The 14535-nt window shown below is 62.5% G+C and carries 18 protein-coding genes; 9 read left to right on the plus strand and 9 right to left on the minus strand.

The genetic code is table 11. The features are described from left to right. From gspF to gspM, 8 genes are read left to right on the plus strand one after another with little or no spacing between them, the layout of a single operon-like run. Entirely contained in the window at positions 1 to 1206 is a 1206-nt protein-coding gene (gene gspF / locus BW43_RS05240) for a type II secretion system inner membrane protein GspF (RefSeq protein WP_032890645.1), read from the plus strand. Then, complete coding sequence (gene gspG, locus BW43_RS05235) at positions 1207 to 1650, plus strand: type II secretion system major pseudopilin GspG (protein WP_032890283.1); 444 nt, start codon at positions 1207 to 1209, stop codon at positions 1648 to 1650. A gap of 4 nt (positions 1651 to 1654) precedes the next feature. After that, the gene (gene gspH, locus BW43_RS05230) at positions 1655 to 2116 is read left to right on the plus strand and encodes a type II secretion system minor pseudopilin GspH (protein ID WP_032890285.1); all 462 of its coding nucleotides are present in this window, start codon (positions 1655 to 1657) and stop codon (positions 2114 to 2116) included. Then, entirely contained in the window at positions 2106 to 2501 is a 396-nt protein-coding gene (gspI, locus tag BW43_RS05225) for a type II secretion system minor pseudopilin GspI (protein WP_256226846.1), read from the plus strand. The genes gspH and gspI overlap by 11 nt, the downstream gene beginning before the upstream one ends. Next, the gene (locus BW43_RS05220; RefSeq protein ID WP_032890287.1) at positions 2494 to 3042 is read left to right on the plus strand and encodes a type II secretion system protein GspJ; all 549 of its coding nucleotides are present in this window, start codon (positions 2494 to 2496) and stop codon (positions 3040 to 3042) included. The genes gspI and BW43_RS05220 overlap by 8 nt, the downstream gene beginning before the upstream one ends. Then, positions 3039 to 3899, plus strand: coding sequence for a type II secretion system protein GspK (locus BW43_RS05215; protein ID WP_032890289.1), 861 nt, complete (start codon positions 3039 to 3041; stop codon positions 3897 to 3899). The genes BW43_RS05220 and BW43_RS05215 overlap by 4 nt, the downstream gene beginning before the upstream one ends. Further along, positions 3896 to 4996: a type II secretion system protein GspL gene (gspL, locus tag BW43_RS05210; protein WP_032890291.1), complete on the plus strand. Its 1101-nt coding sequence runs from the start codon at positions 3896 to 3898 to the stop codon at positions 4994 to 4996. Before BW43_RS05215 ends, gspL begins: the two co-directional genes overlap by 4 nt. Next, on the plus strand, positions 4993 to 5424 hold the full coding sequence (gspM, locus tag BW43_RS05205) for a type II secretion system protein GspM (RefSeq protein ID WP_032890293.1): 432 nt from the start codon (positions 4993 to 4995) through the stop codon (positions 5422 to 5424). The genes gspL and gspM overlap by 4 nt, the downstream gene beginning before the upstream one ends. Positions 5425 to 5447: 23 nt before the next feature. Here the strand turns inward: gspM and BW43_RS05200 are convergent, their stop codons facing one another. Beyond that, entirely contained in the window at positions 5448 to 6656 is a 1209-nt protein-coding gene (locus tag BW43_RS05200; RefSeq protein WP_032890295.1) for an MFS transporter, read from the minus strand. A 184-nt stretch (positions 6657 to 6840) separates the two neighbouring features. Between BW43_RS05200 and BW43_RS05195 the strand changes: the two genes are divergently transcribed. Continuing rightward, the gene (locus BW43_RS05195; protein ID WP_032890297.1) at positions 6841 to 7734 is read left to right on the plus strand and encodes a LysR family transcriptional regulator; all 894 of its coding nucleotides are present in this window, start codon (positions 6841 to 6843) and stop codon (positions 7732 to 7734) included. Between the two features lie 270 nt (positions 7735 to 8004). Here the strand turns inward: BW43_RS05195 and BW43_RS05190 are convergent, their stop codons facing one another. The 8 genes from BW43_RS05190 to BW43_RS05155 are packed head-to-tail and all read right to left on the minus strand — an operon-like array spanning position 8005 to position 14507. Beyond that, positions 8005 to 8451: a hypothetical protein gene (locus tag BW43_RS05190; RefSeq protein ID WP_032890299.1), complete on the minus strand. Its 447-nt coding sequence runs from the start codon at positions 8449 to 8451 to the stop codon at positions 8005 to 8007. 26 nt (positions 8452 to 8477) lie between these two features. Then, the gene (locus tag BW43_RS05185) at positions 8478 to 9704 is read right to left on the minus strand and encodes a beta-ketoacyl-ACP synthase (RefSeq protein ID WP_032890301.1); all 1227 of its coding nucleotides are present in this window, start codon (positions 9702 to 9704) and stop codon (positions 8478 to 8480) included. Continuing rightward, on the minus strand, positions 9704 to 10432 hold the full coding sequence (fabG, locus tag BW43_RS05180; RefSeq protein ID WP_032890302.1) for a 3-oxoacyl-ACP reductase FabG: 729 nt from the start codon (positions 10430 to 10432) through the stop codon (positions 9704 to 9706). Before fabG ends, BW43_RS05185 begins: the two co-directional genes overlap by 1 nt. After that, complete coding sequence (locus tag BW43_RS05175; protein WP_032890304.1) at positions 10429 to 10890, minus strand: hotdog family protein; 462 nt, start codon at positions 10888 to 10890, stop codon at positions 10429 to 10431. The genes fabG and BW43_RS05175 overlap by 4 nt, the downstream gene beginning before the upstream one ends. Further along, the gene (locus BW43_RS05170; RefSeq protein WP_032890306.1) at positions 10887 to 12053 is read right to left on the minus strand and encodes a beta-ketoacyl-[acyl-carrier-protein] synthase family protein; all 1167 of its coding nucleotides are present in this window, start codon (positions 12051 to 12053) and stop codon (positions 10887 to 10889) included. The genes BW43_RS05175 and BW43_RS05170 overlap by 4 nt, the downstream gene beginning before the upstream one ends. Further along, positions 12050 to 12532 carry a hypothetical protein gene (locus BW43_RS05165; RefSeq protein WP_032890308.1) on the minus strand — a complete coding sequence of 161 codons (483 nt, stop codon included), beginning with the start codon at positions 12530 to 12532 and terminating at the stop codon, positions 12050 to 12052. The genes BW43_RS05170 and BW43_RS05165 overlap by 4 nt, the downstream gene beginning before the upstream one ends. Further along, on the minus strand, positions 12529 to 13263 hold the full coding sequence (locus BW43_RS05160; RefSeq protein WP_032890309.1) for a class I SAM-dependent methyltransferase: 735 nt from the start codon (positions 13261 to 13263) through the stop codon (positions 12529 to 12531). The genes BW43_RS05165 and BW43_RS05160 overlap by 4 nt, the downstream gene beginning before the upstream one ends. After that, positions 13260 to 14507: an NAD(P)/FAD-dependent oxidoreductase gene (locus BW43_RS05155; RefSeq protein ID WP_081797837.1), complete on the minus strand. Its 1248-nt coding sequence runs from the start codon at positions 14505 to 14507 to the stop codon at positions 13260 to 13262. The genes BW43_RS05160 and BW43_RS05155 overlap by 4 nt, the downstream gene beginning before the upstream one ends. Positions 14508 to 14535 lie beyond the last annotated feature (28 nt).

The raw sequence follows: 14535 nt of genomic DNA on the forward strand, positions 1-14535 counted from the left end.
GTGCCGATTTATGACTATCGGGCACAGGACCGCCACGGTCGACCGTGCAAAGGTCGCCAGGAGGCCGACAGCCCGCGCCAGGCCAGGCAGTTGCTGCGTGACCGCGGGTTGCTGCCGAGCCAGGTGCACCTGGCGAGCACGCGATTTGGAGTGCCATGGTCGGGAGCGACGGGGTTGGCGACCAGTGACTTGGCGTTGCTGACCTTGCAACTGTCGACCCTGGTTCAAGCCGGACTGCCGCTTGAGCAGGCACTGCAGGCGGTGGTTCAGCAAAGCCAGAAGCGTCGTGTCAGCAACCTGCTCTCCCAAGTACGCGACAGGGTGATGGAAGGGCAATCCCTGGCCTTGGCGCTTGGTGCTTATCCCCAGGCATTTCCTGACGTTTTTCGCGCCACTATCGCAGCGGGTGAGCGCTCGGGGTATTTGGGGCAAGTGCTTGAACAGTTGGCCACCTATACCGAAGCCCGCCAGGCGTCCCGACAAAAGATCCAATTGGCGTTGGTGTACCCGGCCCTGCTGATGTTCGCCTGCGTGGCCATCGTCGGTTTTCTGCTCGGTTATGTGGTGCCGGACGTGGTGAAGATCTTCGTCGACAGCGGCCAGCCACTGCCCTGGCTGACCCACGCCATGATTACCGTCAGCCATGTCTTGCGTGCGCAGGGTTTGGTGCTGGCGCTGATGGCAGTAGGCATTGGCGTGTTGCTGCGCTGGCGCTTGCGTCAACCGCACGGGCGCTGGCAGTGGCACAGCCTGGTGTTGCATATGCCGCTATTGGGGGGCGTGTTTCGTGAGATGGAGGCGGCGCGCTTCGCCAGCACCTTGGCGATCCTCGGCAAAAGTGCCGTACCTCTGGTGGACGCCCTGGAAATTGCCGCGGCGGTGATCGGCAATGTGACCATCCGCGCCCGTATGCATGACGTCGCGCGTTCGGTTCGCGAGGGCGGCACGCTGAGTCGTGGCCTTGAAGCCAGTGGAGATATACCCCCGTTGATGTTGCACATGATCGCCAGCGGCGAACGCGCCGGTGAACTCGACAGGATGTTGGCGCGTGCCGCCGAGCAACAGGAAAAAAGCCTCGCCGCCCGCATCACGCTGGTGGTGAGTTTGTTCGAACCGGCAATGCTGGTGGTGATGGGCGGTGTGGTGCTGCTGATCGTCATGGCCATTCTCTTGCCGATTCTCAGCCTCAACCAACTGGTGAACTGAATGGTGAAAATGCCCAAGGGCCAACGTGGTTTTACCCTGATTGAAATCATGGTGGTGGTCGTGATCATTGGGGTGTTGGGAGCCATTGTGGTCCCGCAGTTCATGGGGCGACCGGACCAGGCCAAAGTGACCGCGGCCAAGACCGATGTTCAAGCGGTTGCGACGAGCCTGGAAATGTACCGCCTCGATAACGGCCACTACCCGTCAACTCTGCAAGGCCTTGAGGCCTTGAGCAAACGGCCGGCCGGCACCCCAACGCCGAGGAACTGGAACCCTCAGGGTTACCTGAAAAGTGTGCCAGTCGATCCATGGGGCACGCCTTATCAATATCTGAACCCTGGGGTGCGCGCTGCCAACGGTGGCTATGACCTTTACTCCCTCGGCGCCGATGGCGTAGCGGGGGGCGAAGGCCCTGCCGCAGACATTGGCAACTGGGGAGACTGAGCCCGTGCCCAGGCGCTGCCGTGGCTTTACCTTGCTGGAACTGATGGTTGTGATTGCGCTGATGGGCATCGTGCTGGGCGCGGTCGGTCTGACTGCCGGCAACACCCCTGGCCGCCAGGCGCGGCAGGAGGCCGGCCAAGTGGTGCAGCTGATCCAGCACTTGCGCGAGCAAGCGGTGATCGAAGGGCGCGAATACGGCGTGCGCGTTCGACGCGATGAGTACCAGGTCTATCGGCTTGAGCCTCAGGGCTGGCATCCAGCGGGTGAAGTGCGGCGGTTGGCCGAAGGTGTGCAATTTCACCTTGAGCAGGAGGGCCGGCGCTTGAGCCTTGAAAGCGTCACGCCGCAATTACTGATGCTCAGCAGTGATGAGGTGAGCGCTTTTGTCTGGTCTTTCGCCTCCGAAGAGCAGGTGTGGGCCAGCGTTGTCAGTGATGGAATCGGAGAGCCGTCTATTGAAAGCTAAGCACCGGCGACGCCGAAACCGCCAGGCCAGTACCCGTGGTTTCACGTTGCTGGAAGTCATGATCGCGTTGGTGATTTTCGCCACGCTCGCAGGCGCGGTGATCACCGCCAGCCACTACTCATTGCGCCAGAATGCGCGACTGCAAGAGCAGGTGCAGTGCGCCTGGGTGGCCGATAACCAATTGAGCGAGCTGCGCCTGCAGGCGCCGACCTCTGGGCGACAGCAACTGCTACGACGTTTTGACGGGCGTGACTGGGTGATCGACCAGACGATCACACCGGCCACTGATCCGCGCCTGCTCAAGGTCGATATCAGCGTGAGTCCTGCTGGCAGTGATCAGGCGGTTTACCGCACGCAGGGTTGGATACCCGCCGTGCATGAATAAGCAGGCAGGCTTCACGCTGCTGGAACTTGTGATTGCGCTGGCCGTCTTCGGCTTGCTTGGGCTTGCCAGCGGGCGCCTGTTTGACACCGTGGTGCGCGCGCAACAGGGCACCGCCAGCCACGAACAAGACCTTCGCCGTTTGCAACGGGCCGTTGGTGTGATTGAGCGGGATGCCCTGCAGTTGGCTTCCTCGGTGATTGTCCTCGGCCCCACGACCCTGCAACTGCTGCGCAGTAACTGGCGTAACCCACAGGATCTACCTCGCAGTGAGCGTCAACACGTGCTCTACCGCCTGGACAATCAGGTGTTGTGGCGTGAAAGCCGCAGCGTGGAGTCGTCGACGGTCGAACGCCAGAAACTGCTCGATGACGTGCGCGTGTTGAGCTGGCGATTGTTTGACCGTGATACCGGATGGCACCGTGTGTGGCCGGTGGGCAAAGGCGCGGCCCAGACGCCCCCGCAAGCACTGGAGATGGTGCTGTCGGTCGGGCGCTTTGAGCAGGTGCGCCGCGTGCTGCCTCTGCCCCAAGGCGCCCCATGAGACAACGCCAGCGGGGCGTCGCGCTCCTCAGCGTGTTGTTGGTGATGAGCCTGGCGTTGTTACTGACGGCGGGGATGCTGCGCAGCCATCAGTTACTGGTGCAGAGCAGTGCGCGCCAGATTCATCAGGTGCAGCTGCGCCAATTGGCGCTGTCGGCAGAGGCGTGGGCCATGGTGACACTGGCGGCGACCAGCGACGACGAGCTCTCACGGGTGCACCTGGGCCAGGCGTGGGCACGTGTGAGCTGGCCCTTTGAGACGCAAGGCGCGCACGTCATGCTTGAGATCGAAGACCTTTCGGCACGCCTTAACGTCAACGCACTGCTCGGCGAGGGGCAAGTGGATTCGGTCATTGAGCAGCGCTGGCTACGTTTGCTCACCGCGCTGGGTCTTCCGTCACTGGACGTGCGCGCCGCTGGCCCGGTGGCGACGCAACGTGAACTTAGCCAGTTGCGGTTGCTGCCAGGTATCGACGGCGCGACCCTGGCAAAACTGGAACCCTGGGTTGCCCTGTTGCCCAAGGACGCCAGCTTGAACATCAACACTGCCCGGCCTCAGGTGCTGGCGACCCTTGAAGGTGTCTCGCCGTCGACCGCTGAAGTCTTGGCCAAGCAGCGGCCGGCCACGGGCTACGAGAGTGTCCAGGCATTCACCCACGACCCATTGATCGCTGGGTTGGGCGTGACCGGCCACGGGCTTGGCATCAGCAGCCGCTGGTTTCTTATCAACGTTGACGTCCGCCTGGGAACCAGTCGCTTACGTCTGGCCAGCGAGGTTGAGCGTGAGCGCAAAACCGGACGTTGGCGCGTCGTGCAACGCCGCTTCCCTACGCCGATACCGAGCGAGAACTCATCATGAAAACCTGGCTTCATTTAAGCGCCGAAGGCCTTGCGGTGCCCATCGGCGAATGGCCGTGCTGTGTCTGGCGGGCCGCGGATGACTGTCGCCCCATGTGCCTGGCCGAGGCCGCGCGTGAGGTGCAGGGGCTGGCGATTCAGTTGTTGTTGCCCATGGAAATGTGCAGTGCGTTGCGAAGCGAGGCTTGGCCGTCCACGCGTCGGCCCAAGGCCCAGGCGGTTGCCTTTGCTATCGAAGACCAGTTGGGCGACGAGCTGGATGCCGTGCATGTCAGTGTGGGGCCGCGTGACGCAGCCGATCGCTTCCCGGTGCTGGTGACCCACAAGGCGCGTTTCAAGGCACTGCTGCATGAGCTGACGACGCTCGGTATCCAGGTCGACAGGGTGCACGTCGACGCCGATCTGCTCCCGGGTGATGGCCGTGTTGCAGTGGACTGGTATGGCCGCCGAGTCGTGGGCGGGCCGGTGCGGCTGGCGATGTCCGTTGAGGCGCTCAAGGCGTTGGAACCGTTGTTGGATGAACCGTTGCAGTGGCTGGACGAAGGGCAGAGCCAGGCGTATATCGAGCGCGCGTTGTGGGGTGGCCAGGGCCAGCCGATCAATTTGCTGCAAGGTGAATTCGGCCGCGTCCGCCAAGCCTGGCCTTGGTCAACTGCTGCCCTGGCGGCTGCCGTGGTGTTCGTCATCGATTGGGGATTCATGCAGGCGCGTATTCAGTATTTCGAGGGTCACGCCCGCAGTCTCCATGGGCAGAGTGTGGAGCGATTCCAGGCGCTCTACCCGCAGCAGACGCGGATCGTTGATCTCGCTGCGCAGCTCAAGGCCGTACAGGGACAGGCCCCGCACACACCGCAGACGCCGTTGGTGCGCCTGGTCAGCCTCACCGAGCAGGTGATCGGCGGGGGCGACGTGGACGTACATCACATGGAATTTCGGCGCGGCGAAGGCTGGAAGATCCAGTTGGTGGCCCACGGCTTTAGCGCGCTTGAGCAACTGCAAGCCCAGGGGCGGCAGAGCGGCATGCCTGCGCGTGTGGGTAACGCCAGCAAGGAAGGTAATCGCGTCCACGCCGTGTTGATGCTGGAAGATGCGCCATGAGGCCTCTGCACGCCTGGAAGGCGCTGTCGCCTCGTGATCGCTTTTTACTGAAAGGGTTGGCGGTTTTTTTAATCGGTGTGCTGCTGTTCCAGGCGCTATGGCAACCCAGCCGCCAGCGCTTGGCCAGCGCCGAGCGGTATTACCAGCAACAACAGTGGCTGGCGCAGCAGGTGCAACGGGCGCAGCCGCAGCGTTCCGGGCGGGCGGCGGTTCAGCCCTCGGTATCCGTCATCAACGACAGCGCCGAAGCTGCGGGGCTCAAGGTTGAGCAGGTCGACGTAGAAAACGAACGACTGCGTTTGACCCTCAGTGGCGAGGCCACGGCCGTGCTCAACTGGTTGGCGGCACTTGAGCGGGAGACGGGAGGCTTCTCGATGCTCACGCTGGAGAAGCGCGATGATCGACTGCAAGCACGGCTTGAGCTGTAGGGCATCGTTACACCCTCGGCTTTTCAGGCCGAGGCCAGCGGCGGCAACTTCGCCAACTTCAACGCGACCAGCAACGCGCCGATCAACAGCGCCACGATGAATGCACCAATGCCGTTCCATCCGGCGAGGTGCCAGAAGAATCCACCCGTGGTGCCGGCGACGCTTGAGCCAGCGTAGTAGCAGAACAGGTACAACGACGACGCCTGCCCCTTGGCCTTGACTGCTCGGCGACCGATCCAGCTGCTGGCCACCGAGTGGGCGCCGAAGAAGCCGAAGGTGAAGATCAGCATGCCCGGCACCACCAGCCACAACGGGGAGAACAGGGTCAGCAGCATGCCGGCGAGCATCAGTACGATGGTGGCCCACAGCACACGGCGGCGGCCGAGGCGGTCGGCGAGGGAGCCGATTTTCGCCGAGCTGTAGATGCCCGAGAGGTAGACCAACGACAGCAGGCCGACCACGGCCTGGCTCAGGTCGTACGGGTCGGCCAGCAGGCGATAGCCGATGTAGTTGAACATCGTCACGAACGCGCCCATCAGCAGGAAGGCTTCAAGAAACAGCCACGGCAGGCCCGCGTCCTTGAAGTGCATGACAAAGCCGTCCATCAGGCTGCGTGGCTTGAGGCTGCTGGCGCGGAAGTTGCGCGATTCCGGGAGGATTTTCCAGAACACCGTGGCCGCGATCAGCGCCAGGGCGCCGATGATCAGCATTGCGGTGTGCCAGCTGACGAAGTCGATCAACACGCCGATGATCAGGCGTCCGCTCATGCCGCCAATGGCATTGCCACCGATGTACAGGCCCATGGCCAGGCCGATGTGCTGGGGGTGGATCTCTTCGCTCAGGTAGGTCATTGCGACGGCGGCCACGCCGCTGAGTGACAGGCCCACCAGCGCACGCATCAGCAGGATCCCTTCCCAGGACGGCATCAGGCCGCTGGCAATCGTGGCCAGCGCCGCGCAGAACAGCGCGGCGACCATCACCGGCTTACGCCCCAGGGTGTCGGAAATCGGTCCGGTGATCAGCAAACCCAGCGCAAGCATCGCCGTGGACACCGAGAGAATCAGGCTGCTTTGCGCGGCATTGATGGAAAACTCGTGGGACAGTGCCGGCATCATCGGTTGCACGCAATACAGCAGGGCAAACGTAGCAAAACCGCCTGAGAACAGCGCCAGCACCGTGCGCATGAACATCGGCGTGCCTTTCTCGATGAACGCGTCATTGAGCTGAGCCACTACCTCATCGAGGGCGGTGGGCGGGACGTCTTGAGCGAGTGGAGCGACAGCAGATTTCACGGGGGCCTCGGGGAGCAAAAGCCTGTCAGGGCTGGCAATGCAAAAAAGAATATAGCTGGCTAATGATTCTTTCCAATATATTGTTCGACCTGTTTGATAGCTTTAACGACCTAATGGGGTTTGCATGGAATTGCGTCATCTGCGGTACTTCATCGCTGTTGCCGAAGAGCTGCACTTTGGCCGGGCCGCGCAGGTGCTGGGCATCTCGCAACCGCCCCTGAGCCAGCAGATCCAGGCGCTGGAGCAGGAGGTGGGCGCGCGGTTATTTGAGCGTACCAATCGTCGGGTTGAGCTGAGCGAGGCGGGGCGCTTGTTCCTGCACGAAGCGCGGTTGGTGCTGGCCCAGGTGGACAAGGCGGCGGACGTCGCGCGGCGGGCGCAGTTGGGTGAGCTGGGGGAGTTGAAGATAGGCTTCACCTCGTCAGCGCCCTTCAACGCGAGCATTCCCCAGGCGATCTTCGCGTTTCGCCAGGCCTTCCCGGCGGTGCACTTGAACCTGCAGGAAATGAGCAGCACCGAAGTCGCCGAGTCGCTGGTGGATGAGTCGATTCAGGTGGGGTTGATGCGTCCCTTGCCATTGCCGGATTCGTTGAATGTGATCGAGCTGATGCGCGAACCCCTGGTTGCTGTCTTGAGTGCCGGTCACCCGTTGGTGGAAGGCAGTGAGCGTGGCTTGCACCTGGCCAAGTTAGCTGACGAGCCGTTTGTGTTTTTTCCACGCAGCTATGGGAGCGGCCTGTATGCCCAACTGCTCAGCCTGTGCCGCGACGCTGGCTTCAGCCCGCACTTCGCCCAGGAAGCGGGCGAGGCGATGACCATCATCGGCCTGGTGGCGGCGGGGTTGGGCGTGTCGGTGCTGCCGGCGTCTTACCAGCGCATCCGCATTGATGGGGTGGTGTATCGCACCTTACTGGACCCGGAGGCGGTGACCTCGGTATGGCTGGTACAGCGCAAGGGCGCGCAGACGCCGATGGCGAAGGCGTTTGTGGAGTTGTTGACGCTTAAGGCCACCCACTGAGTTGCAATGCTTCATCGAAAATGTGGTGAGGGAGCTTGTTCCCTTGACGGCCAAGCGTTGCCGGGCGTGCTCGGTTCAAGTGCGGGAGGAGGCTCGCTCCCGATAGGTATCTAAAACATAACCTGAGAAAACGAGAGACTCGTGGTGAGCGGGCTTGTACCGCGCTGGGCCGCGCAGCAGCCCCAAAATCAGACGTTGAGTTCTAACAGAAAAATACCCGCGTCTTTATTGGGCTGCCTCGCACCGCCCGCTCCCCACGGAGTCTCGGTTTTACTTGGTGGTCCCGGTTTGCTCAAACAACTGCGCCGCCGACCCTGCCTCACTACTCACACCATTGCTGCGCAAGCCCGCCATGATGTCGCTGTCCAAGTTGTTCACCCAGCGGTTGTAGTTGCGATGAATCTTGCCGTCCTTGTAGCCCAGCTCGCGGCTGTCGCGGTAGGTGATGGCGTAACTGTTGCGGGTGTAACGAATGTCGATGGCGGCGTAGTACTGGTTACGCACGGTGATCTCGGCCTGCACCAGTTGCGGGCTCAGGCGTTGCACGTTCCACTCGCGTTTTTGCAGGGCGTTGACGATAACCGTCTTCATTTTTTCTTCGCTGACCTGGGCGTTCGCCGGCAGGTCGTGCTGGGTGTTGAGGACCGGTTTGCTGGTGCAGCCGGCAGTGGTCAACAGCGCCAGGGTGATCAGGGTGACGCGTAGCAAGGAAGACATTCCGTATTCTCCAATCGTTTAAAAAGTCAGGACCAGCGGCGGAAGATCAGCGACGTATTCACGCCACCAAACGCAAAATTGTTGTTCATCACGTAGTCGTGGTGCATCTCGCGGAATTCACCTTGCAGGTAGTCCAGCTTCCCGCACTGCGGGTCGACGGAGTCCAGATTGAAGGTGTGCACGTATTGGTTGCGGTTCATCATCTCGATGCTGAACCACGACTCCAGCGCCCCGCACGCCCCGAGGGTGTGGCCGAGGAAGCTTTTTTGCGAGCTGATGGGCATGCGCTTGCCGAACAGGCTGCTGGTGGCCAGGGTCTCGGCGATGTCGCCTTGATCGGTGGCGGTGCCGTGTCCGTTCACGTAGCCAATCGCGTCTGGTGTGAGCCCAGCGTCTTCCAGGGCCAGCTCCATGGCGCGGCGCATGGTTTTCTGTTCCGGGCGGGTGGTGTGCTGGCCGTCAGCGTTGCTGCCGAAGCCGACCAGTTCCGCGTGAATATGTGCACCCCGCGCCAGGGCGTGTTCCAGCTCCTCAAGTACCAGCATGCCGCCGCCTTCGCCGATCACCAGGCCGTCGCGGCCGCTGTCGTAGGGGCGTGGGCTGGTTTGCGGGGCGTCGTTTTTCAGGCTGGTGGCGTAGAGCGCGTCGAACACCATGGCTTCGGTGGGGCACAGCTCCTCGGCGCCGCCGGCGAGCATCAAGGGCAGGCGGCCGAACTTGATCGCCTCATAGGCATAACCGATGCCCTGGCTGCCGCTGGTGCAGGCGCTGGACGTTGGGATCAGCCGCCCGGTCAGGCCAAAAAAGATGCTGATATTCGCCGCCGTGGTGTGCGGCATCATCCGTACATAGGAGTTGGCGTTCAGCCCCTCGGCCACAGAATTGAGCAGCATATTGCCGAACGCCTTGATCTCATCGGTGCTGCCTGTGGACGAACCACACGCCACACCCATGCGCCCATCCTTGATCGACTCATCACCGAGCAACCCGGCGTCCTGCAATGCCTGCTCCGCCGCCCATACCGCCAGGCGCGAGACACGGCCCATGCTGCGCAGCTGCTTGCGGGTCCAGTGGGCCGGCACGACGAAATCGTCGATAGGGCCGGCCAGGCGCGTGTTCAGTTCGGTAAAACGGTCCCACTCGTCCATGCGCCGAATGCCGCTGCGGTTGGCGCGAAAGTTGGCGGAGATGGTCGCCCAATCTCCGCCCAGGGAGGTCATGCCGGCCATGCCGGTGACGACTACACGTTTCATCAGCACAAGCCTCCATTGACGGCCAACACCTGGCGGGTGATATAGGCGGCTTCGGCCGACATCAGGAAATTCACCGCGCCGGCGACTTCTTCGGGAGTGCCCATGCGCTGTGCCGGGATCATTTTCATCAGCTCTTCCACCGGTACGTTTTCATCCAGCATCGCGGTGTCGATCAAGCCGGGGGCTACGCAGTTGACAGTGATCTTGCGCTTGCCCAGCTCGATGGCCAGGGCTTTTGCCGCGCCGATCAAGCCGGCTTTCGAGGCGCTGTAATTGACCTGGCCGCGATTGCCGATCAGCCCCGACACTGAGGTAATGCACACGATACGCCCGGCTGCGCGACGGCGAATCATTGGCATCATCACCGGGTGCAGCACGTTGTAGAAACCATCCAGGTTGGTGCGCATCACCACGTCCCAATCGTCTTCCGACAAGGCCGGGAACGCTCCGTCGCGGGTCAGCCCGGCATTGAGCACCACGCCGTAGTAGGCGCCATGTTGCTCGACGTCGGCCTCAAGGATTTCCTTGCAGGTCGCACGATCCGCCACATCGAATTGCAGCACCCGTGCCTTGCGGCCAAGGGCTTCGATTTCGACTTGTACTGCATCGGCTTCGGCACGGCCGCTGCGGCAATGCAGCACGATGTCATGGCCGGCCTGGGCCAGGCGCAGGGCAATGGCGCGGCCGATGCCACGGCTGGAGCCGGTGACCAGTACGGATTCAGTCATGGCGTTTCGTCCTTCGATTCTTCTAAATAATTGGCCGCCTGGGGCGGTCGAAATACGTTCAAGCGGGCGCTGGCCTGGATACCGTCGCCGGTCAGGTGGCATTCGAACACACCCATGCCGTTGTCGTCTTCCAGGGAGCGCAGGCCGTGGATGTTCAGCTCGGCGCCCACCGGGAAGTGTTCCACGTTGCATTCGAACTTACGTGTGCCGAGCAGGAAGCCCAGTTCCACCGCCTCGCCCCTTTGGCGTGCGCGGCAACCGGCGTAGGCGGCGACGCTCTGCGCCATCAACTCGATGCCGACCCAGGCCGGCAAGCTGCCGTCAGGGCGGTTGAACAGGCCGCCAGGCTTGACGGTGAGACGGGTGTGAATCTGCTCTTCGTCGAACGACAGCACGTGTTCGATCAGGATCATGTCGCCCGCGTGGGGCAGCAGCTCGGCGAGTGGCCAGTTGGTCATGGGGCCTCTCCGATAATCAGGCTGACGTTATTACCGCCGAAGGCAAACGAGTTGCTCATCAGGCAGGTTTTTCCCAAGGTTTCGTCGTTGCGTGCCCATTGCAAGGCGGGCAACGCGGGGTCGGCCTGGCCGTCCCATACGTGGGGTGGGACGCGGCCGTGAGTCAGGCTCAGCCAGCAGAAGGCCGCTTCCAGCGCACCGGCGGCGCCGAGGGTGTGGCCGCTCATGGGTTTGGTGGATGAGCAGGCTACGCCTTCGGGGAACAGGCTGGCGACGGCGAGGCTTTCCATGGCGTCGTTGTGCTGGGTGGCGGTGCCATGCAGGTTCAGGTAGCCGATCTGCTCCGGCGCCAGTTTTGCGCTGGCCAGGGCCTTGCGCATCGCCTGCAACGCGCCTTTGCCGGTAGGTTCGGGCGCGGAGATATGGTGTGCGTCGCAGCTGGCGCCGCTGCCCAGCAAGGCAATCGGTGCCGGCGCTTTACTCATCAAAAACAGCACGGCCGCTTCGCCGATATTGATGCCGTTGCGGTTCGCCGAGAAAGGGTTGCAACGCTCATTCGAGACTGCCTCCAGCGCGCTGAAACCATTGAGGGTCAGCTTGCACAAGCTGTCCACGCCGCCGCAGATCACCGCATCGCACACTCCCAGATCAAGCAAGCGCTGGGCGCTCATCAGGGCGCGGGCGCTGGAAGTGCACGCGGTAGAAATCACGTAGGCAGGGCCGCTCAGTTGCAGCCAGTCGGCGAGGAAGTTCGCCGGGGCGCTGAGTTCCTGTTGCTGGTAGTCGTAGTCGCAGGGGAAGTGCTTGTCGCGCAGGTACAGGGCGATGCCGCGGCTGGCTTCGTCGATGCCCGAGGTGCTGGTGCCCAGCACGACGCCAACGCGCGAGGCGCCGTAGGTGTGGATCGCCTGACGAATCTCGTTCTCGATCTGCAACGCCGCTTCCAGCAACAGTTGGTTATTGCGGCTGCTCTGCTGGCCGAGTTCCACCGGGATGGTTGCCAGCTCGCCGTGCACACTGCCGACCGGCAACACGCGCTCCGGCACCCAACCGCTTTCGGCGCGCATGCCTGAACAGTCACCGGCAAACAGGCTGCGGCTGACGTGCTCCTGACCGCGACCAAGGGCGCAAATCACGCCGAGGGCGTTGAGGTAGGCGGTCATTGGGCGGCACCGAGCGGTGTAATGCGGTAGCTCAAGGGTTGGCCGGTCATGGTCACACTGAAGACTTCTGAGGATTGGTAGACGATTTGCCAATGCCCCGGCAGGGTACGTGTGAGGCCCCTTGCCTGGGCGCTGGGGTAAAGCGCGCGCACGTCATCGGCTGAGGCCAGGGCAAACAGCAGGGCGGCGAACAGCTCCCGCGCCTGGGGATTGGGCGGCAGCAAGCCGTCGGCCTGCCAGGCGCCATCGATCAGTTTTTGCCGGGCCAGCGGGATGCCCAGCGGGTCCATCATCGACCAGCGGATTGCGCTGCCTTCGCGCTGGACCACCAGGAACCAGTCCTGGCTCTGTCCATCTGCATGGCGCTGCACATGCAGTTGCATCGGCAACGCCAGCGCGGGCGTTTTTTCCGGCAACGGCGGCTGGCTGGCGCAGGCGCTCAGCAATAGCAGGCAACCGATCAACAGGCTGCGCATCATGGTGCGCAGCTCGCCAGAGGCTTGCGCGCTACACAGTTGACCAGGGTTTCTTCGCGCTGGCCCACCGGCGGCGGGTTGCGCAGGCCCCAGCGCTCCAGCAGGCCGAAGTCGCTGGAACGGCTCCACCACAGGTACGGGTAGGAAACGTTCTGTGGGCCGAATTCAAAGCCCTGCTCGCGGAGCATCTCCAGGTATTCTTCGGCGCTTTTCTGCACATGCATGGGGTGGCGGAACAGCCAGCGGATCACCCAAGTGTCGATATAGGCTTCGGTGGATTCGGCAAACAGCAAATAGCCTCCCGGCTTGAGCACTCGGTAAAACTCTTTGAGTGCGCGATGCTGTTCGACCAGATGATGGAAGGTCTGGTGGCAGAACAGGATATCGACGCTCTCGTCCGGCACATCGAGGGTGGCGCAGTCGCTGCCGATCAGCTCGATGGCCAGGCCCTGGCGCGTGGCTTCAGCCTTGCTCAATTCCAGGCTATGAGGGTCTGCGTCCAGCCCGATCAGGCGCTCGGGGGCGAACACCTGCTGCAAATACTGGAAGGATTTGCCCTGGCCGCAGCCGGCGTCGAGCAATACCGGCGCTTCGGGCAGTGGGTCGGTGAACAGGCTGCGCAGGTCGTTGATCGCCACGCGCAGCACATGGTGCTGCCAGGTGTGGCTGCGCAGGAACCACAAACCGAATTTGGTTTCTTCGACGTAGTTTTTACTCAGGTATTGAGATGTCATGTCGGTTCACTCGCGCAAATCTCCGACAACATCCGCAACCGCCGCTTGGGCTCGCTGACAAACGGATTACGCTCGTCCCACGCGTAGCCTGCGAGAATCGCGCTGATCATGCGGCGAATCTCCGGCGAGCTTTCAGGGTGGAAAATCACATCCTGGAATGTCCCTGCGTACCAGCCTTCGACGTAGCAGCGAAAGGTGTCGACGCCGCGCTTCAACGGTGCGGCAAATTCGGTTTGCCAGTCCACGGTTTCGCCTTTGAGCTGACGGTCCAGCAGGGCGGCCGCCATGCTCGCTGAGCGCATGGCGATGGTCACACCAGAGGAGAACACTGGGTCGAGGAATTCCGCCGCATTGCCCAGCAGGGCAAAGCCCGGGCCGTGCAGGGTTTTGACGTTGGCCGAGTAGCCGCCGATGGTGCGCGCTGGCGTGTCCCACACCGCGTTGTTCAGCACGCCGGACAGGCTTGGAGTTTCGTCGATAAAGCCGCGCAGGCAGGCGTCCAGGTCAGCGTCGCGGCCGTCGAAATGCTCCTTGGCCGCGACCACGCCCACCGAGCACCGGCCATTACTGAACGGAATGGTCCAGAACCAGATGTCGCGTTTGGTCGGGTGAGTGGTTACCAGGATCTTGGTACGGTCGAAACCTGGGTGTTCGATGCGGTCTTCAACATGAGTGAACACCGCCTGGCGTACCGGGAAATTCGACGGTGCTTCCAGATCCAGCAGGCGCGGCAGCACGCGGCCATAGCCGCTGGCATCGAGCACGAACTTGGCTTTGATGTGGTACTCGCTGCCGTTTTCGCGGCGCACATGCAGGTAGCGGCTATCGCCCGCGAAATCCACGCCGACGATGGTTTCACCGTAGCGGATCTCCACGCCCTGCAATGCCGCCTGGTCGGCCAGCAACTTGTCGAACTCGCCTCGCTGCACCTGGAAAGTGGTCGGCTTGCCGTTGCTGAAAGTGTCGCTGAAGTCAAAGGCGCTGTAACGCTCGCCCCAGGCGAACGCTGCCCCGGTTTTTACCTGGAAGCCTGCGGCCTGCACGGCGTCGAGCATGCCAGCTTCTTCGATAAAGTCGATGCAGTGGGACAGCAGGCTTTCGCCGATCGAGAACCGTGGAAAATGCTGGCGCTCGATGATCAATACATCATGCCCTTTGCGCTTGAGCAGCGCGGCGGCGATGGCGCCGGACGGGCCGGCACCAATCACGACAACCTGGCGACGTTCCATTTCAACTGTGGGCACGAGGGCTCCTTGCCGCTATGGCGATAAT

Origin of the sequence: Pseudomonas sp. RIT357, assembly GCF_000632245.1 — a bacterium.
Classification (GTDB): domain Bacteria; phylum Pseudomonadota; class Gammaproteobacteria; order Pseudomonadales; family Pseudomonadaceae; genus Aquipseudomonas; species Aquipseudomonas sivasensis.